The following is a 25,505-nucleotide window of genomic DNA, read 5'->3' on the forward strand; positions in this document are numbered from 1 at the left end:
ACCGGCGCACAGCCTAGGGGGTGCGCCGGCGGCCGGACCACGCGAGGCCCCCCGACCAGGATCGGGAGACCTCACGTACGGCGGGGTCGGGCCCTACGGCAGGTTCCTCGCCATGACGATGCGCTGGACCTGGTTGGTGCCCTCGTAGATCTGCGTGATCTTCGCGTCGCGCATCATGCGCTCCACCGGGTAGTCCCGGGTGTAGCCGTAGCCGCCGAGGAGCTGGACCGCGTCCGTGGTGACCTCCATGGCCACGTCCGAGGCGAAGCACTTGGCCGCGGCGCCGAAGAAGGTGAGGTCCTCGTGCGGGCCGCCGCCGGAGACGCGCTCCGAGCGGGCCGCGGCGCTGTAGGTCAGCTGGCGGGCGGCCTCGATCTTCATGGCCATGTCCGCGAGCATGAACTGCACGCCCTGGAAGTCGCCGATCGGCTTGCCGAACTGCTTGCGCTCCTGGACGTAGCCCTTTGCGTAGTCCAGCGCGCCCTGGGCGATGCCCAGCGCCTGGGCGGCGATGGTGATGCGGGTGTGGTCGAGGGTCTTCATCGCGGTGGCGAATCCGGTGCCCTCGGCGCCGATCATGCGGTCGGCGGGGATGCGGACGTTGTCGAGGTAGACCTCGCGCGTCGGGGAGCCCTTGATGCCGAGCTTCTTCTCCGGGGCGCCGAAGGAGACGCCCTCGTCGGACTTCTCGACGACGAAGGCGCTGATGCCCTTGGAGCGCTTCTCCGGGTCGGTGACGGCCATGACCGTGTAGTACTCGGAGACGCCGGCGTTGGTGATCCAGCGCTTGACGCCGTTGAGCACCCAGAAGTCCCCGTCGCGCACGGCGCGGGTCTTCATGCCCGCGGCGTCCGAGCCCGCGTCGGGCTCGGAGAGGGCGTAGGAGAACATCGCGTCGCCCTTGGCCAGCGGGCCGAGGTACTTGGCCTTGAGCTCTTCGGAGCCGGAGAGGATCACCGGGAGCGAGCCGAGCTTGTTGACCGCCGGGATGAGGGAGGAGGACGCGCAGACGCGGGCCACCTCCTCGATCACGATCACGGTGGCGAGGGCGTCGGCGCCCGCGCCGCCGTAGGTCTCGGGCACGTGGACGGCGTGCAGGTCGCTGGCGACGAGGGCGTCCAGGGCCTCCTGCGGAAAGCGGGACTCCTCGTCGACCGCGGCGGCGAAGGGCATGATCTTCGCCTCGGCGAGCGCGCGGACGGACTCGCGGAGCATGTCATGCTCCTCGGCCGGGCGGTACAGGTCGAAGTCGGCAGAACCCGCCAAGATCTCTCACTCCCCAGGTGGTGCGTGGTGTTAACTACCGTTAAGTAGCCCAAGCTTAGTGTCCGCGCGCCGACCGCGACACGGGCGTCGCACGTGAGTTGCATGACAGCCGGCCCGGCGCGGGCATCGGGCAGGCGGCTACGGTGTGGCCACCGGGTGGCGGACGGGTGACGGACGCCGGAATGCATCCCCGGTCACCGGCCCGACTATGCTCGGTTGCCGCGAACGGCCCAGCACCTCCAGGAGCACTCATGGCCCCCCTCAAGATCACTGTGATCGGCACCGGATACCTCGGCGCCACGCACGCCGCGGCAATGGCGGAGCTGGGGTTCGAGGTGCTCGGACTGGACGTGGTGCCGGAGAAGATCGCCATGCTCGCCGGCGGGCGCGTACCCATGTACGAGCCGGGACTGGAGGAGCTGCTCTCCGCCCACGTGGCCGGACTGCCGGGCTCCACGGGCCGGCTGCGCTTCACCACCTCCTACGAGGAGCTCGGCGCCTTCGACGCCGACGTCCACTTCGTCTGCGTGAACACCCCGCAGAAGCACGGCGAGTACGCCTGCGACATGAGCTACGTCGACGCGGTCGTGGAATCGCTCGCCCCGCACCTGACCCGGCCCGCCCTGGTCGTCGGCAAGTCCACCGTGCCCGTCGGCTCCGCCGAGCGCCTCGCCGCGAAGCTGACCGCGCTCGCCCCGGCCGGCGAGGAGATCGAGCTCGCCTGGAACCCGGAGTTCCTGCGCGAGGGCTTCGCCGTCCAGGACACCCTGCACCCGGACCGGATCGTCATCGGGGTCACCACCAACGCCACGGCACGCGCCGAGAAGCTCCTGCGGGAGGTCTACGCGACCCCCATGGGCGAGGGCACGCCGCTGGTCGTCACCGACTTCCCCACGGCCGAGCTCGTCAAGACCGCCGCCAACTCCTTCCTCGCCACGAAGATCTCCTTCATCAACGCCATGGCCGAGGTCTGCGAGGCCGCCGGCGGCGACGTGGTGAAGCTGGCCGAGGCCATCGGCTACGACGAGCGCATCGGGAAGAAGTTCCTGCGCGCCGGCATCGGTTTCGGCGGCGGCTGCCTGCCCAAGGACATCCGCGCGTTCATGGCGCGGGCCGGCGAGCTCGGCGCCGACCAGGCGCTGACCTTCCTGCGCGAGGTCGACTCCATCAACATGCGCCGCCGCGGCCACATGGTCGAGCTGGCCCGCGACGCCGTCGGCGGCTCCTTCCTCGGCAAGCGGGTCGCCGTGCTCGGCGCCACCTTCAAGCCGGACTCCGACGACGTCCGCGACTCCCCCGCGCTGAACGTGGCCGGCCAGATCCACCTCCAGGGCGGCCAGGTCACCGTCTACGACCCCAAGGGCATGGACAACGCCCGCCGCGTCTTCCCCACCCTCGGGTACGCCGACACCGCCCTGGACGCCGCCCGCGGCGCCGAGGTGGTCCTGCACCTCACCGAGTGGCGGGAGTTCCGCGACCTGGACCCCGCGGCCCTCGGCGAGGTCGTCACCGACCGGCTCGTCCTCGACGGCCGCAACGCCCTCGACCCCGCCCTGTGGCGCGCCGCCGGCTGGACCTACCGCGCGATGGGCCGCCCGCGCGCCTGACCTCCGGGTCCGCCCCCCGGCGGACCTTGATCCGCTTCGTTCCGGAATGCGCGGTTTCGCATCTCGTCACCGGATCGTTGGCGGCAGCCGCCGGGCCGCGCGCAATGGATCGCTAGACTCACGGCCGATGACCAGTACGAGCACGACCATCGACTCCGCACTCCGCGGACGCGCCGGCCGCCTGGCCATGGCGGGGTTCTGGCTGGCCACCCGGACGCTGATGGTGGTCCTCCTGGTGGTGAACCTGCACGGCACCTCGTCGGTGCGCGTGGAGATCACCCAGACCTACAACAACTGGTACGACGTCCTCGTCACGGGGACCATGCCGCACGACGACGTCATGTGGCAGTACCCGCCGGCCGCGGCGGCCATCTTCCTGTCGCCCGACCTGCTCCCCTTCCTCAGCTACTTCCAGGCCTTCGTCGCCCTGACCGTGGTCTGCGACGCGCTGATCACCGTCGGCCTGGTCCGCGCCGCCCGCCGCTCCGACGGCAGCCTGGCCGGCGCCGTGCTGTGGCTGACCACGCTGCCGCTGCTGCTGTCGCTGCCCTTCGGCCGCTACGACCTCCAGGTCACCCTGCTCGCCGTCGGCTCGCTGCTGTGCCTGCGCTTCCGCCGCAAGCTCGGCGGCGTCCTCGCCGGAGTCGGGGCCCTGGTCAAGGTCTGGCCGCTGCTCACGCTGATCGGCACCCCGCGCGGCCGCACCACCCGCGACGCCGTCGTCTCGGCCGTGGCGGCCGGGGCCGTACTGCTCGCCGTGCTCGCGCTGTTCTTCCGCGACACCCTCGGCTTCCTGGGCAACCAGGGCAACCGCGGCATCCAGGTCGAGTCCCTCGGCGGCTCCGCCCTCATGTTCGGCAAGCTCGTCGGCGCCTGGTCCGGGAAGGTCGAAGTCCGCTACGGCGCCTACGAGTACCTCGGCCCGTACGTCTCCAGCGTCGCCCTGCTCTCCGTCGGCCTCACGGTCGTCGGGTTCGCGTGGCTGCTGCTGTGGCGGGTGAAGGCCCGGCGCTGGACGACCGCGACCCCGCTGGACGCCGCGCTGTGCGCCATCCTCGTCTTCACCATCACCAGCCGCGTACTCAGCCCGCAGTACCTGATCTGGCTGGTCGGCCTCGCGGCCGTCTGCCTGACCTGCAAGCACACCACGCAGCGGCCGGTGGCCTGGCTGATCGTCGCCTCGACCGCGCTCAGCACGGCGATCTACCCGCTCACCTACGGCTCGGAGATCCTCCCGGGCACCGGCTTCGGCACGTTCCTCCTGGTGCTCCGCAACGGCCTGCTGGCCTGGGCCGCCGTCTGGTCCTGCCTGCGCCTGTGGCGGGCCAGCGTGAGCCCCGTGCCCGGAACCGGGTCCGCGAACGGGAAGGACGCCGGGACCACGACGGCCCCGGCGTCCAAGGCCGGGTCCGAGGTCCCGGCGCGCGTCTGAATTCCGCTCAGGACGCCCTACGGTGCTGCGCCGCGCGGGCCGTGAACTCCGCGTCCCGCACCACCCGCTGGGCGTTCCCCCAGGTCAGCAGCGCCAGATCGGTCTCCGGCCAGCCCCGGTCCAGCAGTTCCGCGATCAGTCGCGGATAGCCCGAGGGATCCGTCAGTCCCGACGGCCGGGGGACGCCCGGCTCGGCGCCGAAGCCGGCGCCCAGGCCCACGCAGTGGGGGCCCGCGACGGCTCGCACGTGGTCCACGTGGTCCGCGACCGCGTGCAGGGAGTCCCCGGTCAGTGCGGTGTCGAAGCTGACCATCGCCAGGCCGTTCGCCGCGCGCAGCGCGAGCAGCACCTCGTCGGTCACGTTGTCCGGGTGCGGGTTGAGGGCGGCCGCCCCGGTGTGCGAGATGATCACCGGCGCCTTGGAGGCCGCCGCGAGCTGGCAGGCCGGCGCGGGCGGGCAGCCTCGGAGGTCCAGCAGCATCGCCAGCCGGTTCATCTCCTTGACCACGTCGTGGCCGAAGGCGGTCAGCCCCTCCATCGCCCACGGCGCTCCGGCCGGCGCGAGGATCCGTACGCCCAGTGCGTGGAAAGCGCGCAGCACGCCCAGCGAGTCCGTCAGGGTGCGACCGGGCACGGGGCCGAGGAAGGAGGCGATGCGGCCGCGGTTGCGGGCGTCCGCCAGGTCGTCGGCGGTCAGCGCGAGGCAGAGGCTGTCGGGGTACCGGCGCATCAGGGCCAGCGCCACGTCGACCTGTTCGAGGGTGTCGGCCACCACCTGGTCGGTGGACTCGGCCTCGCGCGGCATGAGCAGCGACCAGAACTGGGCGCCCACTCCCCCGGCGCGCAGCCGCGGGATGTCGGTGTCGACGCCCGCGTCCGAGGTCTCGATGTCGTGATAGGGACTCTCGCGCAGGGTCCAGACGAGGGTGTTGCTGCCATCCGCGACGGGATGGACGCAAAGCAGTGCGGCGGCCCGGTCCAGGGCGCCCGGGAGCAATGTGCCGGTGGGATCCTCGGCTCCTAGGGAGCCGGGGCCCACGGGGGTCACCGGGTTCGTGTGCGGTTCGTCCTGCAGGTCGGCCATGGCGTGCGCTCCGGTCTCGGCGGCTGTGTCCGTACGAATGCAGCGGGAGAGAAGCAGGGAAGATGTTGCCACCGTGACATGTGGGACGCCGGGGGCGCCCGGCGGATGTGGCGTTCGGGTGTAACCGGCAGGATTTCGCTGGTCACAGCCCGTGCGCCGGATCCGCCGGGCGGGCCGGTCAGGAAGCGGCGGGCACCGCGAGCACCGCGTTGGACGGGCCCCGGGAGGCCGACTGCTCGCGCGCCACCGCTTCGGCGTCGCGCAGCGTCCGTACCGCGTTCGACCAGGTCAGCTTGGCCAGGTCGGCCTTCGACCAGCGGCGTGCCAGCAGCTCGGCGACCAGGTTGGGGTACCCGGCCACGTCGTCCAGCCCGGCCGGGGTGAAGGCGGTGCCGTCGTAGTCCCCGCCGATGCCGATGTGGTCGACTCCGGCCACCTCGCGCATGTGGTCGAGGTGGTCGGCGACGGTCGCGGCCGTGGCCACCGGGCGCGGGCGCGCCTCCTCGAAGGCCCGGTGCAGGGCCATCGCCCCGGGGGTGGTGTCGAGGTGGTGGTAGCCGTGCGCGCGCAGGTTCTCGTCGGCGGCCAGGGTCCACTCGACGGCTGCCGGGAGGATGAACTTGGGCACGAAGGTGGCCATCGCGACCCCGCCGTTGGCCGGCAGCAGCGCCAGCACGTCGTCGGGGACGTTGCGCACGTGGTCGCAGACGGCCCGGGCCGAGGAGTGCGAGAAGACCACCGGCGCCGCCGTGACCGCGAGCGCGTCGCGCATCGTGGTCGCGGCGACGTGCGAGAGGTCGACGAGCATGCCGATCCGGTTCATCTCGCGGACGACCTCGCGGCCGAACTCGCTGAGGCCCCCGTGCCGGGGCTCGTCGGTCGCCGAATCCGCCCAGTCGATGGTGTCGTTGTGCGTGAGCGTCATGTACCGCACGCCGAGCTGGTGCAGGGCGCGCAGGGTGGCGAGCGAGTTGTTGATGGAGTGCCCGCCCTCGGCGCCCATCAGCGAGGCGATCCGGCCCTCGGCGCGCGCGGCCTCCATGTCGTCGGCCGTCAGGGCCCGCACCAGGTCGTGCGGGTAACGGTCGATCAGCTGGGCCACGACGTCGATCTGCTCCAGGGTGGCGCTGACCGCCTCGTCGCCCGCGTAGTCGGAGCGCACGTAGACCGACCAGAACTGCGCACCGACCCCTCCGGCGCGCAGCCGGGGGATGTCGGTGTGCAGGTGGCCCTTCTGGTCGCGGCCGATGTCCCGCCGGTCCAGGTCGTAGCGCACCGTCTCGCGCAGGGCCCAGGGCAGGTCGTTGTGTCCGTCGACGACCGGGTGCTCGGCGAGCAGTTCGCGCGCCGCGTCCAGGTGCCGGGCGGCTCCCGTCCCGCCCGCGGCGTCGGTGGGGGTCACTTCCCGAATCCGAACGACTCCTGGCCTGCGACCTTGGTGCGCAGCCGCTTGCCCTTCTCGGTGGCCTGGTCGTTGAGGTCCTGGAGGAAGTCGTTCATGCGGGCCCGCAGCTCCGGGTCGTGCGCGGCCAGCATCCGTACGGCGAGCAGCCCGGCGTTGCGGGCGCCGGCGATCGAGACGGTGGCGACGGGGATTCCGGCCGGCATCTGGACGATCGACATCAGGGAGTCCATGCCGTCGAGGTACTTCAGCGGGACGGGTACGCCGATGACGGGCAGCGGGGTGACGGAGGCGAGCATGCCGGGCAGGTGGGCGGCCCCGCCCGCGCCCGCGATGATCGCCTTCAGGCCGCGCCCGTCGGCCCGCTCCCCGTACGCGATCATCTCGCGCGGCATCCGGTGCGCGGAGACCACGTCGACCTCGTAGGGGATCTCGAACTCGTCGAGGGCCTGGGCCGCGGCCTCCATGACGGGCCAGTCGGAGTCCGATCCCATGACGATGCCGATGACGGGAGCTGCTGCGGAGGTGCTCATTCGGTGATGGATCCTCTGAGATAGCCGGCTGCGTGACGTGCTCGCTCCAGCACATCGTCCAGATCGTCGCCGTAGGTGTTGACGTGGCCGACCTTGCGGCCCTGTTTCACGTCCTTGCCGTACATGTGGATCTTCAGCTGGGGGTCGTGGGCCATGCAGTGGAGGTACGCCGCGTACATGTCCGGGTAGTCCCCGCCGAGCACGTTCGCCATGACCGTCCAGCGGGCGCGGGGGCGCGGATCGCCGAGGGGGAGGTCCAGGACGGCCCGTACGTGGTTGGCGAACTGGGAGGTGATGGCACCGTCCTGCGTCCAGTGGCCGCTGTTGTGCGGGCGCATCGCCAGTTCGTTGACCAGGATCCGGCCGTCGGTGGTCTCGAAGAGCTCCACGGCCAGGTGGCCGGTCACGTCGAGTTCCTTGGCGATGCGCAGGGCCAGGGCCTGGGCCTCGCCGGCGAGGGCCTCCGAGAGGTTCGGGGCCGGGGCGATGACCGTGTCGCAGACCCCGTCCACCTGGATGGACTCCACGACGGGGTAGGACACGGCCTGGCCGTGCGGGGAGCGGACGATGTTGGCCGCGAGCTCGCGGACGTAGTCCACCTTCTCCTCGGCCAGGACCGGGACGCCCGCCTTGAACGGGGCCTCGGCGTCCGCCTGCGTACGGACGAACCACACGCCCTTTCCGTCGTACCCGCCGCGCACCGTCTTGAGGATGACGGGGAACCCGCCGACCTCTTCGGCGAAGGCCGCCGCGTCCGCCGGATCGCTCACGATCCGGTGGCGGGGGCTGGGCGCGCCGATCTCGTCGAGCCGGGCGCGCATCACCCCCTTGTCCGCGGCGTGCATCAGCGCGTCGGGTCCCGGGCGGACGGGGATGCCGTCCGCTTCCAGGGCCCGCAGGTGCGCGATGGGCACGTGCTCGTGGTCGAAGGTGATCACGTCACAGCCGCGCGCGAAGGCGCGGAGGGTCTCCAGATCGCGATAGTCGCCGATGACGACGTCGCTCACGACCTGGGCCGCCGAGTCCTGTGGGGTGTCACTGAGGATCTTGAATCTGATGCCGAGGGGGATACCCGCCTCGTGGGTCATGCGGGCGAGCTGTCCGCCGCCGACCATGCCGACTACCGGGAACGTCACTCCTCCAGGGTATCCGGCGGTATTCCGCCATCCGGACCCGCATGGGGACGCCCCTGGCCGGTACCCGGCGGTCGGGTGTGGTGGATGTGCCGTGTGTCGCACGGTGTCCGAAGGCGCAGACGTACCGATGGGGCGACACTTAGCATGGGCGCGCACGGGTCAAACGTGTGGAGTAGACGTGTGACGCCTCATACGGGGGCCCCGAAGACAGGACTGAGCCTCATATGAGCAAGCCGGAGAGCGGATCCGTCCTCGACCGCGTGCGCGGGCTCGCGCGCGAGATCGCCAGGTTCGGGGCCGTCGGCGGGCTGGGGGTCCTGGTCAACCTGGGCGTCTTCAACCTGATCCGGCAGGTCACCGATCTCCAGGTGGTGCGCGCGAGCGTGATAGCCACCCTGGTGGCCATCGTCACGAACTACCTGGGCTTCCGCTACTTCGCCTACCGGGACCGGGCCGACCGGACCGGGGCGGGCCGCACCCGTGAGCTCGGGCTGTTCGTCGCGTTCAGCGCGATCGGGCTCGTGATCGAGAACGGCATCCTGTTCACGGCCACCTACGGCTTCCACTGGGACGGGCCGCTGGCCTCGAACTTCTTCAAGTTCACGGGCATCGGCATCGCCACCGTGTTCCGCTTCTGGTCCTACCGCACGTGGGTCTTCAAGGCCCTGCCCGCGCCGTCCACGGCCTCGCTGGTCGTCGAGCAGCGCGACGGCCAGGCCCCGGCGGCCCACGGGGCTCCCGTGGCTCCGGCGGACGCGCAGGCCGCGGCGGCGCGGACCCCGGAGACCGCCGCGAACTGAGGTTCCCCGCCCGCGGCCGCCCTCAGCGGACCGTCTGCTCCGGCTCGGAGCGCTCCGGCGCGGTCCGACTGAGGAACAGGGCGAACACCGGCGGCCGGGTCTGGAGCAGCTCCAGACGGCCGCCGTCGGCCTCCGCGAGGTCCCGGGCCACGGCGAGGCCGATGCCGGTGGAGTTGCGGCCGCTGATGGCCCGCTCGAAGATCCGGTTGCCGAGGTCCGGCGGGACGCCCGGTCCCTCGTCCGTGACCTCCAGTACGGCCTGGTTCCCGATCACGCGGGTCCGCAGGGCCACGGTGCCGCCGCCGTGCATGAGGGAGTTCTCCACCAGGGTCGCCAGGACCTGCGAGACCGCGCCCGGGGTGCCCACGGCCCGGATGCCGGTCTTCCCGGAGCGGACGACGGCCCGGCCGGCGCTGCGGTAGGCGGGGCGCCACTCCTCCAGCTGCTGCTTGACGACCTCGTCCAGGTCGAAGGGGACGGCCGAGCCCGTGCGCGGGTCCCTGGAGTTCGTCAGGAGCCGCTGCACCACGTCGGTGAGCCGCTCCACCTGGGTGAGGGCGATCGTCGCCTCCTCCCGTACGGTCTCCAGGTCGTCGGTGACGGTGATCTCCTCCAGCCGCATCGACAGGGCGGTGAGCGGGGTGCGCAGCTGGTGCGAGGCGTCCGCGGCCAGGCGCCGCTCGGCGGTGAGCATGCGGCCGATCCGCTCGGCGCTGGAGTCCAGTACGTCCGCGACCCGGTCGAGCTCGGGGACCCCGTACCGCTTGTGGCGGGGCCGCGGGTCGCCCGATCCCAGGCGCTCGGCCGTCTCGGCGAGGTCGGTGAGCGGGGAGGCCAGCCGGTTGGCCTGGCGTACGGCGAGCAGGACGGCCGCCACGACGGCGAGCAGGGCGACGGCGCCGACCACGGCCAGGGTCCGGCCGACCTCGCGGGTGACGGTGGAGCGGGACTCCTCGACGACCACGGTCTCGCCCTGCTCCCCGCGGGCGGTGCCCCGGATGACGCTGTCGGTGATGCGCGTCCCGACCTCGACCGGTTCCCGGCCGGGGATCGTGATCCGGGCGTACCGGCCGGGGTCGAGCTGTTCGGCGAGCGCGGCGGGGTCGACCGGCTTCTTCTCCAGGACGTCGCTCTCGACGATGCCCACCAGCCGCAGCGCCTCGGACTCGATGCGGTCCTGGGCGCTGCTGGTGATGGTGCGGGTCTCGACGATGACGAGGGAGACCCCGAAGACGGCGATGACGACGAGCACCACGGCGAGCGTGGAGTTGATCAGGCGGCGGCGCATGGATCCGAGAATGCCCTAGATATACGGTCCCGGGCGATTGCAGCTCTTCTCGGAGCTGCTCTCAGCTCTCGGAGGTGCTCTCAGCTCTTCTCGAAGCGGAAGCCGACTCCGCGGACGGTGGCGATGTAGCGGGGGTTGGCCGCGTCGTCGCCGAGCTTCTTGCGCAGCCAGGAGATGTGCATGTCGAGGGTCTTGGTGGAGGACCACCAGGTGGTGTCCCAGACCTCGCGCATGAGCTGGTCGCGGGTGACGACCCGGCCCGCGTCGCGCACGAGGACGCGCAGCAGGTCGAACTCCTTCGCCGTGAGCTGGAGCTCTTCCTCGCCCATCCACGCGCGGTGCGATTCGACGTCGATCCGCACCCCGTGGGTGGCCGGGGCCTGGGAGGCCTCGTTGGCGCCGCGCCGCAGGAGGGCCCGTACGCGGGCGAGCAGCTCGGCGAGCCGGAAGGGCTTGGTCACGTAGTCGTCGGCGCCGGCGTCCAGGCCCACGACCGTGTCGACCTCGTCGGCGCGGGCGGTGAGGACCAGGATCGGGAAGCCGTGGCCCTCGGCGCGCAGCCGGCGGGCGACCTCCAGGCCGTCCATGCCCGGCAGGCCCAGGTCCAGCACGACGAGGTCGATGCCGCCCTGCAGTCCCGCGTCCAGGGCGGTGGGGCCGTCCTCCCGGACCTCGACCTCGTACCCTTCCCGGCGCAGGGCGCGGGCCAGGGGTTCCGAGATGGATGCGTCGTCCTCGGCGAGCAGTACACGCGTCATGTGGGTGATGGTAGTCCGCGGCGGGGGAAAGAAGAGGCCCGCCTGCAAGCCCCTGTCTATCTGGGCTCATCAAGCCCTAACGGCCTTCGAATGTGGCCAGTTGGTTCCACCGCGACCTGTGATCCATATCTCAAGTACTTTCATATGCGCCACTGTCGTGTCGTATGGTGTCGAGACGCCTGATGCACTACCTCCAAGAGACTTTCGAGCCAAAACCAGCCGAAAGTCTCTATTTCTGCCCTGATCGGGCAGGCATTGTTGTCGAACCGCCCGTTCCGGGCAGATGACAGTGAATGACCTATGGGCCGGGCCCTTCGCGCGATGAAGCGCGACGGGGCGTGGATCCCGGTTGTGGATGTTCTTTCGTCTTCGCCCCCGCGGAGCGAACCCCCGGGCGTGGGGTCCGGAACATCCGAAGCCGGTACCGGCCACCCCTCACCGGGCGCTTTGTGCTCACGAAGCCGCGCGTCCCGAGCAAGCAAGGATCGACCATGGCTTCCAGCCTGACGAAGGGCTCGGCGGACCCCTCCACCGAGAAGACCTTCTTCGGACACCCCCGTGGCCTGGCCACTCTGTTCATGACCGAGATGTGGGAGCGGTTCTCCTACTACGGCATGCGCGCCCTCCTCGTGTACTACCTGGTCTCGGGCGGCGCCGACGCCGCCACGGGCAGCCAGGGCGGCGGCCTCGCGATGACCGCGGCGACGACCACGGCCATCTACTCCGTGTACGTCTCCATGGTCTACCTGATGGCCATGCCGGGCGGATGGTTCGGTGACCGCGTCTGGGGCGCCCGCAAGACGGTCGCCATCGCCGGCTTCGTGATCATCGCCGGTCACGTGTCGCTGGCCGTGCCGGGCCAGGCGATGTTCTTCGTCGGTCTGATCCTCGTCGCAGCCGGTTCCGGTCTGCTGAAGGCCAACATCTCCACGATGGTCGGCCACCTGTACGACGGTCCCGAGGACCCGCGTCGTGACGGTGGCTTCACGCTCTTCTACATCGGCATCAACCTCGGTGCCTTCGTCGCCCCGCTGGTCGTCGGTACGGTCGGCAAGGAGCACAACTGGCACCTGGGCTTCGCCCTCGCCGCCGTCGGCATGGCGCTGGGTCTGACCCAGTTCCTGCTCGGCACCAAGCACCTGAGCCCGAAGAGCAGCCTGGTCCCGAACCCGCTGACGCCGGAGGAGCGCAAGGCCGTCCTCACCAAGGTCGCCCTCGCCGTTCTGGGTGTCGCCGTCTTCTACGGCGCCGTGGTCGCCCTGGGTGCCTACACGCTGAACTGGGCTCTCGTCCCGCTGACGCTGGCCGGCCTGTTCATCCCGATCGCGGTCCTGACGCGCATCAAGCGCGACAAGGACCTGTCGGTCACCGAGCAGTCGAAGATGACCGCGTACATCTTCTTCTTCATCGCCGCCGCCGTCTTCTGGATGATCTACGACCAGGGTGGCTCCACGCTGTCCCTGTTCGCGGACGACAAGACCGCCGACACCGTCTTCGGCCTCGGCTTCTCGGCCACCTGGTACCAGTCGCTGAACCCGCTGTTCGTGATGGCCCTGGCCCCGGTCTTCGCCTGGCTGTGGCTGTGGCTGGCCCGCAGGAACCAGGAGCCGAACACCATCGTGAAGTTCGCGATGGGTCTGGTCCTGATCGGCGCCTCGTTCTTCGTCTTCATCGTCCCGATGAACATGGCGGGCGGCGACGTCAAGGTCTCCCCGATGTGGCTCGTCTCGATCTACATGATCCAGACCATCGGTGAGCTGTGCGTCTCCCCGGTCGGCCTCTCGGTCACCACGAAGATGGCGCCGCAGAAGTACGCCTCCCAGATGATGGGCGTCTGGTTCCTCGCGGTCACCGCCGGTGACTGCATCACCAGCCTGCTCTCCATCGCCAAGGTGGACCTGAACGGCACCTGGATCATCGGCTTCGAGGCCTTGGCGGCGGTGATCGCGGGCATCGCGGTCTACTCGTACCGCAAGAAGGTCCAGTCGCTGATGGGCAGCGTCCACTGACGCGTCCGACCCCGCGGAACGGCCCGGCACACCGAAAGGCGTGCCGGGCCGTTCCCGTTCCTGTTCCCGTTCCCGGGTGCGGTCGCCTACTCGTTACCGCTGGCCGCGCAGGCGGCGCCACGGGGTGAAGGTGAAGACCGCCGCGCCGAGCAGCATGACCGTGCCGGCGACCAGGGCCAGGGCCTTGATGCCGCCGTCGTCCGACGCTCCGGTCTGGGCGAGGCCGCCCGAGGTGCTGCCGGAGGTGCCGCCCGAGGTGCTGCCGCCCGAGGTGCCGGAGCCGCCGGGCTGGGCGGCGGTGTCGAGCGTGAGCGAGACGGCGCTCTTGGTGGCGGCGCAGGGCACCACGATCGGTGCGGCGCCCGGAGCCATCACCACATTGATCGTCAGCTTGTCCGGGGTCAGCGTGGTCTTGCCGGTCTTGCCCGGCTTGTAGGTGCCCTTCATGTCACTGAGGCTGACCGGGGTGCCGGCCTTGATCGGCTCGGCGTTGCCCGGGCCGCTGACCTTGACGGTGCCGCTGTCGGCGCCGCCGAGCTTGATGTCCAGCGCGGGCTGGAGCGCGCCCGCCGGAAGGTCCGCCGGGCTGTTCATCACGCCCTTGGCGGTCGCGGCCGTCAGGTCGTAGCTGCCGCCGTTCTTCTTCGCGCTGATCGTCACCTTGCCGTTCAGGGGGCCGTTCGGCATGAAGGTCCCGCAGTCGAAGGTGACGTCGACGGGCTGGCCCGGGAAGTCCGTCTGGCCCCCGCCGGTCGGGGAGGGCGCGGGGCTGGTGGGCGGAGCCGTCGTGGGCGGCGGGGTGGTCGGGGGCTTGCTGGTGGGCGGCGGGCTCGTGGGCGGCTTGCTGGTCGGCGGCGGACTGCTGGGCGACGGGGAGCTGCCGCCGGCCGTCACGTCCAGTTCGAGCGAGGGCCCGGGGTTGTTGCCCGGGGTGCAGGTGGTGGTCGTGCCCATCGCCTTGATCAGCAGGACGCCGGCGGTGAAGGTCACCTTGCCCGACTTCTTGGGCGTGTAGGTGCCCGTCAGGTCATTGATCTTGATGGGCGTGTTGGCGGGGATCGGCTCCGCGTTGGGCGCGCCCTGCACCGCGACCTTCCCCTCCTCCGCGCCGCCGAGCACGATCTCGGCGCTGGGAGTCATCGCACCCGCTCCGAGCTCGATGGGGCTGGAGGAGACGCCCTTCTGGAAGGACATCGTCAGCTTGTAGCCGCCGCCCTCCTTGACGCCCTTGATGTCGATCGGCGACACCGCCTCCTTGTCGCCGATCGGCGTCTTGCACTTGTACTGCACGTCGACCACGGCCGCCTGAGCCGGTGTGGCCCCCATGGCGATGCCCGCGCCGCCGAGCAGCAGCGCGACCGCGGCCGCGCTCGCCCTCCGTTGGGTGTTCACTGAAGTCCCTTCGTCGTCGGACTGTTCTCAGACGGTGCGGACGTCTGTGGTGCAGGTGCTTCTGTTTCCTGTGGCCCCGGCGCGGTGTCCGGGGTGAACCACGGCAGTGCCGCCGTGGTGGTCTGTGGGGGTTCGGCCGGCGGAGCGGAGCGGGCCAGCGGTCCTCGTACGGGGCCCCGCGCGGGCCCCCGTACCGCCGGGATCCGGGGCAGCCGGGCGGTCACCGCCGCCGCCGGGTCGGGCTGCGGCCGGGGGCCGCGGTGGCGGCCGCTCGCCGCGAGACCCGCGCGGGGGCGGACCTTGTCGACGACGGCCATGCCGATCCGGAAGATCCCGGCCGGGATCACCAGCAGGAGCAGACCCCAGAACAGCAGCACCCCGTACGGGCGGGCCACGCCCCAGGGCTGCGTGGCCAGGACCGTCTCCCCGTACTTGAGGGAGAGCGTGTAGTCGCCGTGGGCGCCGGCCGGCAGGGTGGCGTCGAGGGAGACCTCCGCCTTGCCGCCGGGCGGGACGGTGCCCTTCCAGCGGACCTCTTCCCAGGTCGGCGCGAACACCCCGTGGGCGGTGCCGAGCTGGAAGACCGGGTCCTTCACCGCGGCGGAGCCGAGGTTGCCCACGGTGACCGTGAACTTCCGGCCGGCCGGGGCCCCGAACCAGGTCAGCACCCCGTCCTCGCCCTTGAGCCGGACCCCCGTGAGCAGCGCGAGCCGGGCCGTGCCGCCCTCGGCGGGCAGGTCGGCCACCGGGTGGTCGGTGATCTTCAGCGGGGCCCCGACGGTGGACTGGTCCCCGTTGACGGAGGTCACGTTGACCACGCAGGGGCAGGGCTTGGGCGGGGCGACCACCGGGAGCTGGGCGGAGAAGTGCCCGTCGTCGGCGACCGAGACGGCCACGCCGTCGGCGTTGGCGCAGCTGTTGGTGCCGCCGATCATGTTCTGCCCGCAGACCAGCAGCATCACCATGGTCTTGGCCCGCCAGCCCGTTCCGGTGACGGCGATCTCCGTGCCCTTGGCGGCCTCCTTGAGCGAGAGGGCCACGGCGGGTTTGGGCCCGTCGTCCGCGGCGGCCGGGGCCGCGGCGAACAGCGCCAGCGCGCACACCACCAGCCCCGCCGCCAGCCCCGCGCGTCCCGCGGCGACCAGGCCTTCTCTTTCGGATCTTGCCGGCCGAGCTCGCGGCGTCTGGTGCCGTGCCTGGCCGTGCTGTCGGGGCGCGCGCGTACTGGACGTACTCGGTTGCCCCGGCAGTGCGGCCAGGCGCGGTGCCAGGCGTCGCGGGCCCGGCAAGATCCGAAAGAGACGGCCTAGGGTCCTGACCTTGCCGCCGTGTCTCCCACCGGCCTTGGCGCTCACCTGGGTGCTCCCGTCAACTCGTGTTCCGGCGCTGGTGCTTCTTCGGGTACGGCGCTCCCGTGCGGTGCGGGCCCGGATCCGGGGCCGTCGCCGGACCGGGTCCGCCGCTTGCGTTCCAGGAGCAGCGCGGCCGCCGCGACCGCGCCGAGGCCCAGCAGCCCGAGGCCGGTCGCGCCGGCGATGCCCCAGGGCACGAACCAGGCCGAGGCGCTCCCCGTGGCGCGGGCTCCGCCGGGTGCCGTGACGGTGAGGGTCAGGGCGACCCGGTCGAACACGGGCGCGCCGGGCCAGGGTTCGGTCAGCTCGACGCGCTGGCCGGGCAGCACCTCGACCGGCAGGCTGCGGACGCTGCGGCCCGCGACCTTGCCGAGGGTGCCCTCGGCGCTGATGGCGAGCTCGGGGGCGAGGGCCACGTTGCCGCGGTTGACCAGCGTGTACGCGACGCGCGCGGTCGCGCCCTTGCCCCGTACGGCGACGTCCTCGACCGTGAGCGCCGCCAGCGCCGGGCCGTCGACGCGCAGGTGGACCCGTACGCCCACCTCGCGCCCGGCCTCGGTGGCGACGACGGCGGCCGGGTGGTCCCCGGGCGGGGAGCCGGGCGGCACGGTGACGGTGAAGGGGACCACGGCGCGGGTGTGCGCCGGGACCTTGACCGTGCTGCCCGCGCCGAAGCTGATCCAGAGGCCCGCGCCGGTCGACTCCCTGGCGGAGCGCACGGCGAAGGCGCCGGCCGCCGTGTTGTAGGCGTCGGCGCCGCGCAGGGTGATGGTGTGCTCCTGGTCGCTGGTGTTGGCCAGGGCGATGCGGTCCTCCAGCACCGTGCCGGAGGTGCCTGCGGCGTAGAAGAACGGGCGGGCGAAGTACGGGCGGGCCCCGGACTTCGCCGCCGCCGGTGCGCTCCCGGCGACGGGCTCGGCGGTCCAGCCGGGCTCGTCGGCGGCGGCCGGGGCCGCCATCGCGCAGGAGAGCACGGCGGCGGCCACGGCGGCGCGGAGCATCCCGCCGGACCTTCGGGGCGAACGGAGCACGGACATGACCGGGTGCGCTCCGTTCAGGACCGGGCCCGCTGGCCGCGGCGGGTCAGCCAGAGCACGCCGGCCGCGCCGGAGAGGAGCACGGTGGCGCCGAGGGTTCCGAGGGCGATGGCGGAGTCCTCGGGGCCGGTCTGCGGGAGGCTGTCCCCGGTGGAGCCGGTCGATCCGGTGGAGCCGGTGGCGCTGCCGCCGCCGGGGGCCGTCACGTCGAGTTCGAGGGACGGCTTGGGGCTGTTGCCCGCGGTGCAGGTGGTGGTCGTACCCATCGCCTTGATCGTGAGCACGCCGGCGGTGAAGGTGACCTTGCCGGACTTCTTGGGCGTGTACGTGCCCGAGAGGTCGCTGATCTTGATGGGGGTGTTGGCCGGAACGGCCTCGGAGTTGGGCGGACCGGAAACCGGTACCGACACCTTCTCCGCACCGTCGACCATGATCACGGCACTGGGCGTCATCGCGCCCTTGCCGAGCTCGATGGGGCTGGAGGAGACGCCCTTCTGGAAGGACATCGTCAGCTTGTACCCGCTGCCCTCCTTGACTCCTTTGATCTCGATCGGCGAGACCGCCGATTTGTCCCCGATGGGGGTCTTGCAGTCGTACTGGACGTCGACAACGGCCGCATGGGCTGCAGGGGCGGCCAGCAGTACCGCCGCCCCCGCCAGCGCGGAGGCCAGCGCGAGCGCGGTGGAGCGTTTCCGGTCGGACACCTTCGTCTTCCCCTCGAACCTTGGGCCACAAGTTACTGACGGCACATCAGATTGGTGGCTCAAGGTAGCCCCGGGGCCCTACGGAGGGAAGACAAAGGACAGGGCCGTATCAACAGTCCGGATTCAGCCTGTTTCAGGCCGTCTTGAGGCCCTTCTGCCAGACGGCCGAGACCAGTGGAACACCCGGCCGGTAGGCGAGGTGGACGTGGCTGGGGGCGTCGAGCAGGGCCAGGTCCGCACGGGCGCCGGGGGTCAGGACGCCGATGTCGGTGCGGCGCAGGGCGCGGGCGCCGCCGGCGGTGGCGGACCACAGGGCCTCGTCGGGGGTCATCCCCATGTCGCGGACGGCGAGGGCGATGCAGAACGGCATCGAACTCGTGTAGGAGGAGCCGGGGTTGCAGTCCGTGGACAGTGCGACGGTGGCACCGGCGTCGAGGAGCCGGCGGGCATCGGGCCACTGGGCGCGGGTGGAGAACTCGGCGCCGGGCAGCAGGGTGGCCACGGTCGTGCCGGCCGCCTGCGCGAGCGCGTCCACGTCGGCGTCGGTGAGGTGGGTGCAGTGGTCGGCGGAGGCGGCCTCCAGCTCCACGGCGAGCTGGACGCCGGGGCCGTAAGAGAGCTGGTTGGCGTGGACGCGCGGGATCAGCCCGGCGGCGGCGCCGGCGGTGAGGATCGCACGGGCCTGGTCTCCGTCGAAGGCGCCCTTCTCGCAGAACACGTCCACCCAGCGGGCGTACGGGGCGCAGGCGGTCAGCATCTCGCCGGTGACGAGGGCTACGTAGCCCGCCGGGTCGTCGGCGTAGTCCGGGGAGACGATGTGCGCGCCGAGGTAGGTGACCTCCTCGGTGTGCGCGGCGGCGATGCGGAGGGCTCGCGCCTCGTCCTGGACCGTGAGGCCGTAGCCCGACTTGGTCTCGAAGGTGGTGGTGCCCTGGCGGCAGGCCTCGTGGAGGTGGCGCACCAGGTTCGCTTCGAGCGCGGCGTCGGAGGCGGCGCGGGTGGCGGCGACGGTGGTGCGGATGCCTCCGGCCGAGTAGCTGCGGCCGGACATGCGGGCGTTGAACTCGGCGGTGCGGTCGCCCGCGAAGACGAGGTGGGAGTGGGAGTCGACGAAGCCGGGGATCGCGGCGCGGCCCTCGGCGTCGTACGTCTCGTCGGCGGACGGGGCCTTGTCGGCCGGGCCGACCCAGGCGACGGTCTCGTTCTCGATGACGACCGTGGCGTTCGCGATGAGGCCGAGGGGGGTGCCGTCGCCCAGGGCCGGGTCGTTGGTGACGAGGCTGCCGATGTTGGTGATGGCGGTGGTGGTCATGCGTTGCCGTCCTCGGGGTCAGGGCCCGCCGCAGGCGGAGTGGTCAGCCGCGGAGGGCGGCGATGGTGGTGGCCAGGGCCGACGGGACGTCGGCGACCAGGGTGTGGACGCCGTCGCGGACGATGTGGCGGCCGGCCACGACCGTGTGGCGGACGTCCGCCGCCGAGGCGGCGAAGACGGCCGTCTCCGCGCCGAAGCGGGGCAGCGCCCCGGCCGTGCGGACCGAGTCGAGCGCGATCGTGGTGAAGTCCGCGAGCGCGCCCGCCTCCAGGCGGCCCGCTTCCGACCAGCCGAGGGCGGCGTGCCCGTCCTCCGTGGCGGCCGTGAGCAGGGCGTTCGCCGTCCAGTGGCCCCGCGTACGGCTGCTCAGGCGTTCGTTCAGCTCCATCGCCCGCGCCTCTTCGAGCAGGTCGATCACCGCGTGGCTGTCGCTGCCCAGCGAGAGCGGACTGCCCGCGCGCTGGAGGCGTACGGCGGGGCCGATGCCGTCGGCGAGGTCGCGTTCGGTGGTGGGGCACATGCAGGTGCCGGTGGTGGTGGAGCCCAGGAGCGCGATGTCCCCGTCGGTGAGGTGCGTGTTGTGCACCCCGGTGGTGCGCGGGCCGAGCACCCCGTGCTCGGCGAGCAGTTGGGTCGGGGTGCGGCCGTGGGCCGCCAGGCAGGCGTCGTTCTCGGCGGTCTGCTCCGAGAGGTGGACGTGCAGCGGCGCCCGGCGTTCGGACGCCCAGGCGGCGACGGTGGCGAGCTGCCCCGCCGGTACCGCGCGGACCGAGTGGATCGCGGCGCCGATCAGGGCGTGTTCGCGGGGCTTGAGGGCCGAGGCCCGCTCCGCCCAGGCGTCCGCGGTGCCGTCGGAGAACCGCAGCTGGTGGGGGTTGGGTGCTTCCCCGAAGCCCGCCGACAGGTACGCCGTGTCGAGGAGGGTGATGCGGATGCCGGCCTCGGCGGCGGCCGCGATCAGGGCCTCGCCCATGGCGTTGGGGTCGGCGTACGGGACTCCGCCGGGGGCGTGGTGGACGTAGTGGAACTCGCCCACCGCGGTGATGCCGGCCAGCGCCATCTCGGCGTAGACGGCGCGGGCGAGCGCGAAGTAGCTGTCGGGCGTGAGGTTCTGGGCGACCTTGTACATGAAGTCGCGCCAGGTCCAGAAGGTGCCCGAGCCGACCTGCACCGTCGAGCGCAGGGCCCGGTGGAAGGCGTGGCTGTGCGCGTTGGCCAGGCCCGGGACCGTGAGGCCGCGCAGGACCTCCGCTCCCGGGGGCGGGGTCTCGGCCCCGGTCCGCAGGGCGGAGATCCGCCCGTCGTCTGTTACGTCCAGGGCGACGCCCGGCTCGACATGGGTGCCGAGCCAGGCGTGCTCCAGCCAGTACGTCTTCAACGGCACGCGAGGCCTTCCAGTACGTCGGCGAGGGCGAGGACGCCCGCCACGCAGTCGTCCTCGGCGGCGAACTCCCGCGGGGAGTGCGAGACCCCGGTGGGGTTGCGCACGAACAGCATGGCGGTCGGGACGGCCGCCGAGAGGATCCCGGCGTCGTGTCCCGCACCCGTGCCGAGCACGGGGACGGAGCCGCCGAGGATCCGGTTCATCTCCTCGCGCAGGGCGTGCTCGAACTCGACGACCGGGGTGAAGGACTCCCGGACCACGTCCAGGTCGATCCCCTCCGCGTCCGCGCGCTCGCGGGCGGCCTTCTCGATCGCGGTCACGACCGTGTCGAGGGTGGCCTGGTCGGCGGCGCGGGAGTCGAGCCAGCCGCGTACGAGCGAGGGGATGGCGTTGACCCCGTTGGGCTCGACGGCGATCTTCCCGAAGGTGGCCACGGCCCCGGCGAGGGCCGCCTCGGCGCGGGCCGCGAGCACGGTCTGCGCGTAGGTGAGCATCGGGTCGCGGCGGTCGGCCAGCCGGGTGGTGCCGGCGTGGTTGGCCTCGCCGCGGAAGTCGAAGCGCCAGCGGCCGTGCGGCCAGATCGCGGAGGCGATGCCGACCCGGTCCCCGGAGAGGTCGAGGGCGCGGCCCTGTTCCACGTGCAGTTCGACGAAGGCGCCGATGCGGGCGAGGCGTTCGGGGTCGGCGCCGATGGTCTCGGGGTCGTAGCCGGCCGCCTCCATGGCCTGCGGGAGGGAGATCCCGTCCGCGTCGCGGAGCGCGAACGCCTTCTCCTTGGTCAGCTGACCGGCGCTGAGCCGGGAGCCGACGCAGGCGAGGCCGAAGCGGGCCCCTTCCTCGTCACCGAAGTTGGTGATGGCCAGGGGCCTGGAGAACTCCGCTCCCCTCCTGCGGAGTTCGTCCAGGGCCGCGAAGGAGGACACCACCCCGAGGGGGCCGTCGAAGGCCCCGCCGTCGGGGACGGAGTCCAGGTGGGAGCCGGTGACGACGGCGTCACCGGCTTCGGGGTCGCCGAGCCAGGCCCACTGGTTGCCGTTGCGGTCGGTCTCGTAGGCGAGCCCGCGCTTTTCGGCTTCCGCCTGGAACCAGGTCCGGCAGTCGGCGTCGGCGCCGGTCCAGGCGTAGCGGCGGTACCCGCCGGAGTCGGCGTGGCGGCCGATGGGCCGGAGCTCGGCCCACATGGCGTGGAACGAGGCTCCGGCGGTGGCGTCCTCGCTCACGCGTCGTCGCCCTCGCGCATCGGGATGCGGACGCCGCGCTCGTCGGCGACCGTCTCGGCGATGTCGTAGCCGGCGTCGACGTGGCGGATGACGCCCATGCCGGGGTCGTTGGTCAGGACGCGGCGGATCTTCTCGCCCGCGAGCTTCGTGCCGTCGGCGACCGTGACCTGGCCCGCGTGGATGGAGCGGCCCATGCCGACGCCGCCGCCGTGGTGGATGGAGACCCAGGAGGCGCCGGAGGCCACGTTGACCATGGCGTTGAGCAGCGGCCAGTCGGCGATCGCGTCGGAGCCGTCGAGCATGGCCTCGGTCTCGCGGTACGGGGAGGCCACCGAGCCGCAGTCCAGGTGGTCACGGCCGATGACGAGGGGGGCGGCGAGGGTGCCGTCGGCGACCATCTCGTTGAAGCGCTCGCCGGCCTTGTCGCGCTCGCCGTAGCCGAGCCAGCAGATGCGGGCGGGAAGTCCCTGGAAGTGGACGCGCTCGCCGGCCATCTTGATCCAGCGGTGCAGGGACTCGTTCTCGGGGAAGAGCTCCAGCATCGCCTTGTCGGTCTTGTGGATGTCCGAGGCCTCGCCGGACAGGGCCGCCCAGCGGAAGGGGCCCTTGCCCTCGCAGAAGAGGGGGCGGATGTAGGCGGGGACGAAGCCGGGGAAGGCGAAGGCGCGATCGTAGCCGGCGAGCTGGGCCTCGCCGCGGATGGAGTTGCCGTAGTCGAAGACCTCGGCGCCCGCGTCCATGAAGCCGACCATGGCCTCGACGTGCTTCGCCATCGACTCGCGGGCGCGGGTGGTGAACCCGGCCGGGTCCTTGGCGGCATAGTCGGCCATGTCGTCGAAGTCGACACCCACGGGCAGGTACGCGAGCGGGTCGTGCGCCGAGGTCTGGTCGGTCACGATGTCGATCGGCGCACCCTCGGCCAGCATCTGCGGGAGCAGCTCGGCGGCGTTGCCGAGCAGACCGATGGAGAGCGGCTTGCGGGCGTCGCGCGCCTCGACGGCGAGCTGCATCGCGTGGCGCAGGTCGTTCGCCTTGACGTCGAGGTAGCGGTGCTCGATGCGGCGGTCGATGGCGCGCGGGTCCACGTCGATGCAGATGGCGACGCCGTCGTTCATCGTCACGGCCAGCGGCTGGGCGCCGCCCATGCCGCCGAGGCCGGCGGTGAGCGTGATGGTGCCGGCCAGGGTCCCGTTGAACTTCTTCGCGGCGACGGCGGCGAAGGTCTCATACGTACCCTGCAGGATGCCCTGGGTGCCGATGTAGATCCAGGACCCGGCGGTCATCTGGCCGTACATGGTCAGGCCCAGGTTCTCCAGGCGGCGGAACTCCTCCCAGTTGGCCCAGTCGCCGACCAGGTTGGAGTTCGCCAGGAGCACGCGCGGAGCCCACTCGTGGGTCTGCATCACGCCGACCGGGCGGCCGGACTGGACGAGCATCGTCTCGTCCTGCTTGAGGGTCTGGAGGGTGCGGACCATGGCGTCGTACGAGCGCCAGTCGCGGGCGGCCTTGCCGGTGCCGCCGTAGACGACGAGCTTGTCGGGGTGCTCCGCGACCTCGGGGTCGAGGTTGTTCTGGAGCATCCGCAGCGCGGCCTCCTGCTGCCATCCCAGGGTGCTCAGCTCGGTACCTCGTGCGGCCCGTACGGGGCGGGGTCCTGACATGGCGGTGCCTCCTCCGTTGTTGGTCTATCCATTCACATCCTTGCGTCCTGAATAGATTCAGTCAACAGCTGCGGGGTGACGCGCCGGATGATGGGATGGCGGACATGGCAGTCGACGCACACGCGCACGCCGCCGGGGACGCCTCCGCGGACTCCGCCCGACGGCGGGACCTGGCCGTACGGGCCGCCGTGGAGCAGGGCCTGATCGACGAGGACTCGCCCCTCCTCTGCCTGCTCGACACGGCCGGCATCCGCGCCTCCGCCGCCGCCCTGACCGAAGCCTTCGCCCGGGCCCTCGCCCCCGGCACCCCCGTCCTGCACGCCTTCGCCGTCAAGGCGGCCCCGCTCGTCCCGGTGCTGCGGCTGCTCGCCGACGCCGGGCTCGGCTGCGAGGTGGCCAGCCCCGGCGAGCTGGCCCTGGCCCGCGCGGCCGGGGTCGCGCCGGAGCGCATCGTCCTCGACTCCCCCGCGAAGACGGCCGCCGAGCTGCGGGAGGCCCTCGCCCTGGGAGTCGCCCTCAACGCCGACAACCGCCAGGAGCTGGAACGCCTGGACGCGCTCGTCTCCGCGGCGGCCACCGCGTCCCCCATCGGCGTACGCATCAACCCACAAACCGGCGCGGGCACCATCGACGCCCTCTCCACCGCCACGGCCACCTCGAAGTTCGGCATCGCCCTACGCGATCCGGGCGCGCGCGAGTGGCTCGTACGGGCCTACCTGGACCGGCCGTGGCTCACCCGGCTGCACACCCACTCGGGCTCCCAGGGTGTTCCCCTCCCGCTGATCGCCGAAGGGGTGCGAGAGCTGTACGCACTGGCCGAGGAGATCAACGCGGCGGCCGGGCGACGGCAGGTCGACACCCTGGACATCGGCGGCGGACTGCCGGTCAACTTCACCTCGGACGCGGCCACCCCCACCTACGCGGAGTACGTGAGCGCGCTGCGCTCGGCCGTCCCCGGGCTCTTCTCGGGGTCGTACGGGCTGGTCACGGAGTTCGGCCGGTCCCTGACGGCCAAACACGGGCTGGTGCTCTCGCGGGTGGAGTACACGAAGACCGCGGGCGGCCGGGCGATCGCGCTCACGCACGCGGGGGTCCAGCTGGCGACCCGTACGGTCTACGCCCCGGCGGCCTGGCCGCTCCGCATCCTCCCCTACTCCGCGAAGGGGACTCCGATGACCGGGCCCCTCGTCGCCCAGGACATCGCCGGGCCGGCGTGCTTCGCGGGTGACCTGCTGGCGGCCGCGCGGGAACTCCCGCTCCTGAACCCGGGAGACCTGGTCTGTGTCCCCGACACGGGGGCGTACGCCTTCACCGCGCACTACGGCTACAACAGCCTGCCGCGGCCGGCGGTACACGGCTTCACGGTGACCCCCTCGACCGAGGTCCACTTCACCCTGGCCCGCCCGCCCCAGCCCATCCCCTCAATCCCCGCGGAAGCGGGCGCGACCACCCCGGACGCCCTCCTCTGACGCCCCGACCCCGTCGCCCCCCACCCCGGGCCTGCGCCCCGGGAACCCGCTGCGCGGAGCAAAGTCCCCTACCCGCCCTTCCACCGTTCCCCGGGCCCTGCCCGGACCCCGGTCCTCAAGCGCCGGACGGGCTGAAAGGAAAGGGCCCCGGGCTGCACCCGGACCCCTGGGGCTCCGCCCCAGACCCCGCGCCTCAAACGCCGGCGAGGCTGGATTTGGCGATCCTGCCCGAAAGCGGGGTACCGGGCTGCGCCCGGACCCCGGTCCTCAAACGCCGGACGGCTGAGATGCTCCCGGACTGACTGAGGAGCGGGCCCCGGGCTGCGCCCGGACCCCCTGGGGCTCCGCCCCAGACCCCGCGCCTCAAACGCCGGCGAGGCTGAGATGCCCCCGGGCGGCTGGAAAGCTCGGCGGATCCGGATCGTCGCCCCGCCGGGGTCGGCTCATCACCCAGCCGGGGTCGGCTCGTCGCCCCGCCGGGGCCAGATCATCACCCAGCCGGGGTCGGCTCGTCGCCCGGCCGGGGCCAGATCATCACCCAGCCGGGGTCGGAGGGCTGCGGCGCGGGTCGGGGACGGGGACGGGGTGGGGTGTTGGCCTGGACGTAGAGCGTGATTTGTGGCGCTAGACCACGCCGCGCCCTGTCGAAGCTCGGGGCA

20 protein-coding genes are annotated in these 25,505 nt (G+C 72.1%); 5 read left to right on the plus strand and 15 right to left on the minus strand.

Annotation, left to right across the window (positions count from 1 at the left end; translation table 11 throughout):
- Nucleotides 1-93: 93 nt before the first annotated feature.
- Entirely contained in the window at nucleotides 94-1,266 is a 1,173-nt protein-coding gene (locus tag ACFRU2_RS40965) for an acyl-CoA dehydrogenase family protein (RefSeq protein ID WP_266878075.1), read from the minus strand.
- Between the two features lie 251 nt (nucleotides 1,267-1,517).
- On the opposite strand from ACFRU2_RS40965, the gene ACFRU2_RS40970 reads away from it, so the two are divergent.
- Together ACFRU2_RS40970 and ACFRU2_RS40975 are read left to right on the plus strand one after the other, a co-directional pair.
- Nucleotides 1,518-2,873 (plus strand): UDP-glucose dehydrogenase family protein, encoded by a 1,356-nt coding sequence (locus ACFRU2_RS40970; protein ID WP_382981403.1) that lies wholly within the window; start codon nucleotides 1,518-1,520, stop codon nucleotides 2,871-2,873.
- A gap of 127 nt (nucleotides 2,874-3,000) precedes the next feature.
- Complete coding sequence (locus ACFRU2_RS40975; RefSeq protein WP_382981404.1) at nucleotides 3,001-4,305, plus strand: glycosyltransferase 87 family protein; 1,305 nt, start codon at nucleotides 3,001-3,003, stop codon at nucleotides 4,303-4,305.
- A 7-nt stretch (nucleotides 4,306-4,312) separates the two neighbouring features.
- Here ACFRU2_RS40975 and ACFRU2_RS40980 read toward each other — a convergent pair whose 3' ends face one another.
- The 4 genes from ACFRU2_RS40980 to ACFRU2_RS40995 all read right to left on the minus strand — a co-directional run bounded on the left by ACFRU2_RS40980 (nucleotide 4,313) and on the right by ACFRU2_RS40995 (nucleotide 8,460).
- Entirely contained in the window at nucleotides 4,313-5,389 is a 1,077-nt protein-coding gene (locus tag ACFRU2_RS40980; protein ID WP_382981405.1) for a membrane dipeptidase, read from the minus strand.
- 178 nt (nucleotides 5,390-5,567) lie between these two features.
- Nucleotides 5,568-6,791, minus strand: coding sequence for a dipeptidase (locus ACFRU2_RS40985; RefSeq protein ID WP_382981406.1), 1,224 nt, complete (start codon nucleotides 6,789-6,791; stop codon nucleotides 5,568-5,570).
- Complete coding sequence (gene purE / locus ACFRU2_RS40990; RefSeq protein ID WP_382981407.1) at nucleotides 6,788-7,324, minus strand: 5-(carboxyamino)imidazole ribonucleotide mutase; 537 nt, start codon at nucleotides 7,322-7,324, stop codon at nucleotides 6,788-6,790. Before purE ends, ACFRU2_RS40985 begins: the two co-directional genes overlap by 4 nt.
- Nucleotides 7,321-8,460 (minus strand): 5-(carboxyamino)imidazole ribonucleotide synthase, encoded by a 1,140-nt coding sequence (locus tag ACFRU2_RS40995; RefSeq protein WP_382981408.1) that lies wholly within the window; start codon nucleotides 8,458-8,460, stop codon nucleotides 7,321-7,323. Before ACFRU2_RS40995 ends, purE begins: the two co-directional genes overlap by 4 nt.
- A 224-nt stretch (nucleotides 8,461-8,684) precedes the next feature.
- Here ACFRU2_RS40995 and ACFRU2_RS41000 point away from each other — a divergent pair, with 224 nt between their 5' ends.
- The gene (locus ACFRU2_RS41000; RefSeq protein ID WP_382981409.1) at nucleotides 8,685-9,260 is read left to right on the plus strand and encodes a GtrA family protein; all 576 of its coding nucleotides are present in this window, start codon (nucleotides 8,685-8,687) and stop codon (nucleotides 9,258-9,260) included.
- A gap of 22 nt (nucleotides 9,261-9,282) precedes the next feature.
- On the opposite strand, the gene ACFRU2_RS41005 is transcribed toward ACFRU2_RS41000, so the two are convergent.
- Nucleotides 9,283-10,548 carry an ATP-binding protein gene (locus ACFRU2_RS41005; protein ID WP_382981410.1) on the minus strand — a complete coding sequence of 422 codons (1,266 nt, stop codon included), beginning with the start codon at nucleotides 10,546-10,548 and terminating at the stop codon, nucleotides 9,283-9,285.
- A gap of 80 nt (nucleotides 10,549-10,628) precedes the next feature.
- Entirely contained in the window at nucleotides 10,629-11,306 is a 678-nt protein-coding gene (locus ACFRU2_RS41010; protein ID WP_250736849.1) for a response regulator transcription factor, read from the minus strand.
- A 491-nt stretch (nucleotides 11,307-11,797) separates the two neighbouring features.
- On the opposite strand from ACFRU2_RS41010, the gene ACFRU2_RS41015 reads away from it, so the two are divergent.
- Complete coding sequence (locus tag ACFRU2_RS41015) at nucleotides 11,798-13,315, plus strand: peptide MFS transporter (RefSeq protein ID WP_382981411.1); 1,518 nt, start codon at nucleotides 11,798-11,800, stop codon at nucleotides 13,313-13,315.
- Between the two features lie 93 nt (nucleotides 13,316-13,408).
- On the opposite strand, the gene ACFRU2_RS41020 is transcribed toward ACFRU2_RS41015, so the two are convergent.
- From ACFRU2_RS41020 to hutU, 8 genes are all read right to left on the minus strand, one after another.
- Nucleotides 13,409-14,707 carry a hypothetical protein gene (locus ACFRU2_RS41020; protein WP_382981412.1) on the minus strand — a complete coding sequence of 433 codons (1,299 nt, stop codon included), beginning with the start codon at nucleotides 14,705-14,707 and terminating at the stop codon, nucleotides 13,409-13,411.
- Nucleotides 14,704-15,816: a hypothetical protein gene (locus tag ACFRU2_RS41025; RefSeq protein ID WP_382981419.1), complete on the minus strand. Its 1,113-nt coding sequence runs from the start codon at nucleotides 15,814-15,816 to the stop codon at nucleotides 14,704-14,706. Before ACFRU2_RS41025 ends, ACFRU2_RS41020 begins: the two co-directional genes overlap by 4 nt.
- Before the next feature lie 242 nt (nucleotides 15,817-16,058).
- Nucleotides 16,059-17,060: a hypothetical protein gene (locus tag ACFRU2_RS41030; protein WP_382981413.1), complete on the minus strand. Its 1,002-nt coding sequence runs from the start codon at nucleotides 17,058-17,060 to the stop codon at nucleotides 16,059-16,061.
- A gap of 53 nt (nucleotides 17,061-17,113) precedes the next feature.
- On the minus strand, nucleotides 17,114-17,800 hold the full coding sequence (locus tag ACFRU2_RS41035) for an LPXTG cell wall anchor domain-containing protein (RefSeq protein ID WP_382981414.1): 687 nt from the start codon (nucleotides 17,798-17,800) through the stop codon (nucleotides 17,114-17,116).
- Nucleotides 17,801-17,933: 133 nt separating this feature from the next.
- A complete protein-coding gene (gene hutI / locus ACFRU2_RS41040; protein WP_382981415.1) occupies nucleotides 17,934-19,112 on the minus strand; it encodes an imidazolonepropionase in 1,179 nt (392 codons plus the stop codon).
- 43 nt (nucleotides 19,113-19,155) lie between these two features.
- Nucleotides 19,156-20,496, minus strand: a complete 1,341-nt coding sequence (locus ACFRU2_RS41045) for a formimidoylglutamate deiminase (protein WP_382981416.1) — start codon at nucleotides 20,494-20,496, stop codon at nucleotides 19,156-19,158.
- Nucleotides 20,487-21,677 (minus strand): allantoate amidohydrolase, encoded by a 1,191-nt coding sequence (locus tag ACFRU2_RS41050; protein ID WP_382981420.1) that lies wholly within the window; start codon nucleotides 21,675-21,677, stop codon nucleotides 20,487-20,489. Before ACFRU2_RS41050 ends, ACFRU2_RS41045 begins: the two co-directional genes overlap by 10 nt.
- Before the next feature lie 35 nt (nucleotides 21,678-21,712).
- Nucleotides 21,713-23,377 carry a urocanate hydratase gene (hutU, locus tag ACFRU2_RS41055; protein WP_382981417.1) on the minus strand — a complete coding sequence of 555 codons (1,665 nt, stop codon included), beginning with the start codon at nucleotides 23,375-23,377 and terminating at the stop codon, nucleotides 21,713-21,715.
- 104 nt (nucleotides 23,378-23,481) lie between these two features.
- Between hutU and ACFRU2_RS41060 the strand changes: the two genes are divergently transcribed.
- A complete protein-coding gene (locus ACFRU2_RS41060; RefSeq protein ID WP_382981418.1) occupies nucleotides 23,482-24,846 on the plus strand; it encodes a diaminopimelate decarboxylase in 1,365 nt (454 codons plus the stop codon).
- Nucleotides 24,847-25,505: the final 659 nt, after the last annotated feature.

It is taken from the genome of Streptomyces sp. NPDC056883, assembly GCF_042788835.1.
GTDB classification, from domain to species: Bacteria; Actinomycetota; Actinomycetes; order Streptomycetales; family Streptomycetaceae; genus Streptomyces; species Streptomyces stoeckheimensis.

What these genes read in the sequence shown, in the direction of transcription:
- hutU (WP_382981417.1), bottom strand. Translation starts at nt 23,377, where the DNA reads ATGTCAGGACCCCGCCCCGTACGGGCCGCACGAGGTACCGAGCTGAGC.
- purE (WP_382981407.1), bottom strand. Translation starts at nt 7,324, where the DNA reads ATGAGCACCTCCGCAGCAGCTCCCGTCATCGGCATCGTCATGGGATCG.
- hutI (WP_382981415.1), bottom strand. Translation starts at nt 19,112, where the DNA reads ATGACCACCACCGCCATCACCAACATCGGCAGCCTCGTCACCAACGAC.
- ACFRU2_RS41015 (WP_382981411.1), top strand. Translation starts at nt 11,798, where the DNA reads ATGGCTTCCAGCCTGACGAAGGGCTCGGCGGACCCCTCCACCGAGAAG.
- ACFRU2_RS41010 (WP_250736849.1), bottom strand. Translation starts at nt 11,306, where the DNA reads ATGACGCGTGTACTGCTCGCCGAGGACGACGCATCCATCTCGGAACCC.
- ACFRU2_RS41005 (WP_382981410.1), bottom strand. Translation starts at nt 10,548, where the DNA reads ATGCGCCGCCGCCTGATCAACTCCACGCTCGCCGTGGTGCTCGTCGTC.
- ACFRU2_RS41000 (WP_382981409.1), top strand. Translation starts at nt 8,685, where the DNA reads ATGAGCAAGCCGGAGAGCGGATCCGTCCTCGACCGCGTGCGCGGGCTC.
- ACFRU2_RS41060 (WP_382981418.1), top strand. Translation starts at nt 23,482, where the DNA reads ATGGCAGTCGACGCACACGCGCACGCCGCCGGGGACGCCTCCGCGGAC.
- ACFRU2_RS41050 (WP_382981420.1), bottom strand. Translation starts at nt 21,677, where the DNA reads ATGTGGGCCGAGCTCCGGCCCATCGGCCGCCACGCCGACTCCGGCGGG.
- ACFRU2_RS41030 (WP_382981413.1), bottom strand. Translation starts at nt 17,060, where the DNA reads ATGCTCCGCGCCGCCGTGGCCGCCGCCGTGCTCTCCTGCGCGATGGCG.
- ACFRU2_RS40980 (WP_382981405.1), bottom strand. Translation starts at nt 5,389, where the DNA reads ATGGCCGACCTGCAGGACGAACCGCACACGAACCCGGTGACCCCCGTG.
- ACFRU2_RS40975 (WP_382981404.1), top strand. Translation starts at nt 3,001, where the DNA reads ATGACCAGTACGAGCACGACCATCGACTCCGCACTCCGCGGACGCGCC.
- ACFRU2_RS40970 (WP_382981403.1), top strand. Translation starts at nt 1,518, where the DNA reads ATGGCCCCCCTCAAGATCACTGTGATCGGCACCGGATACCTCGGCGCC.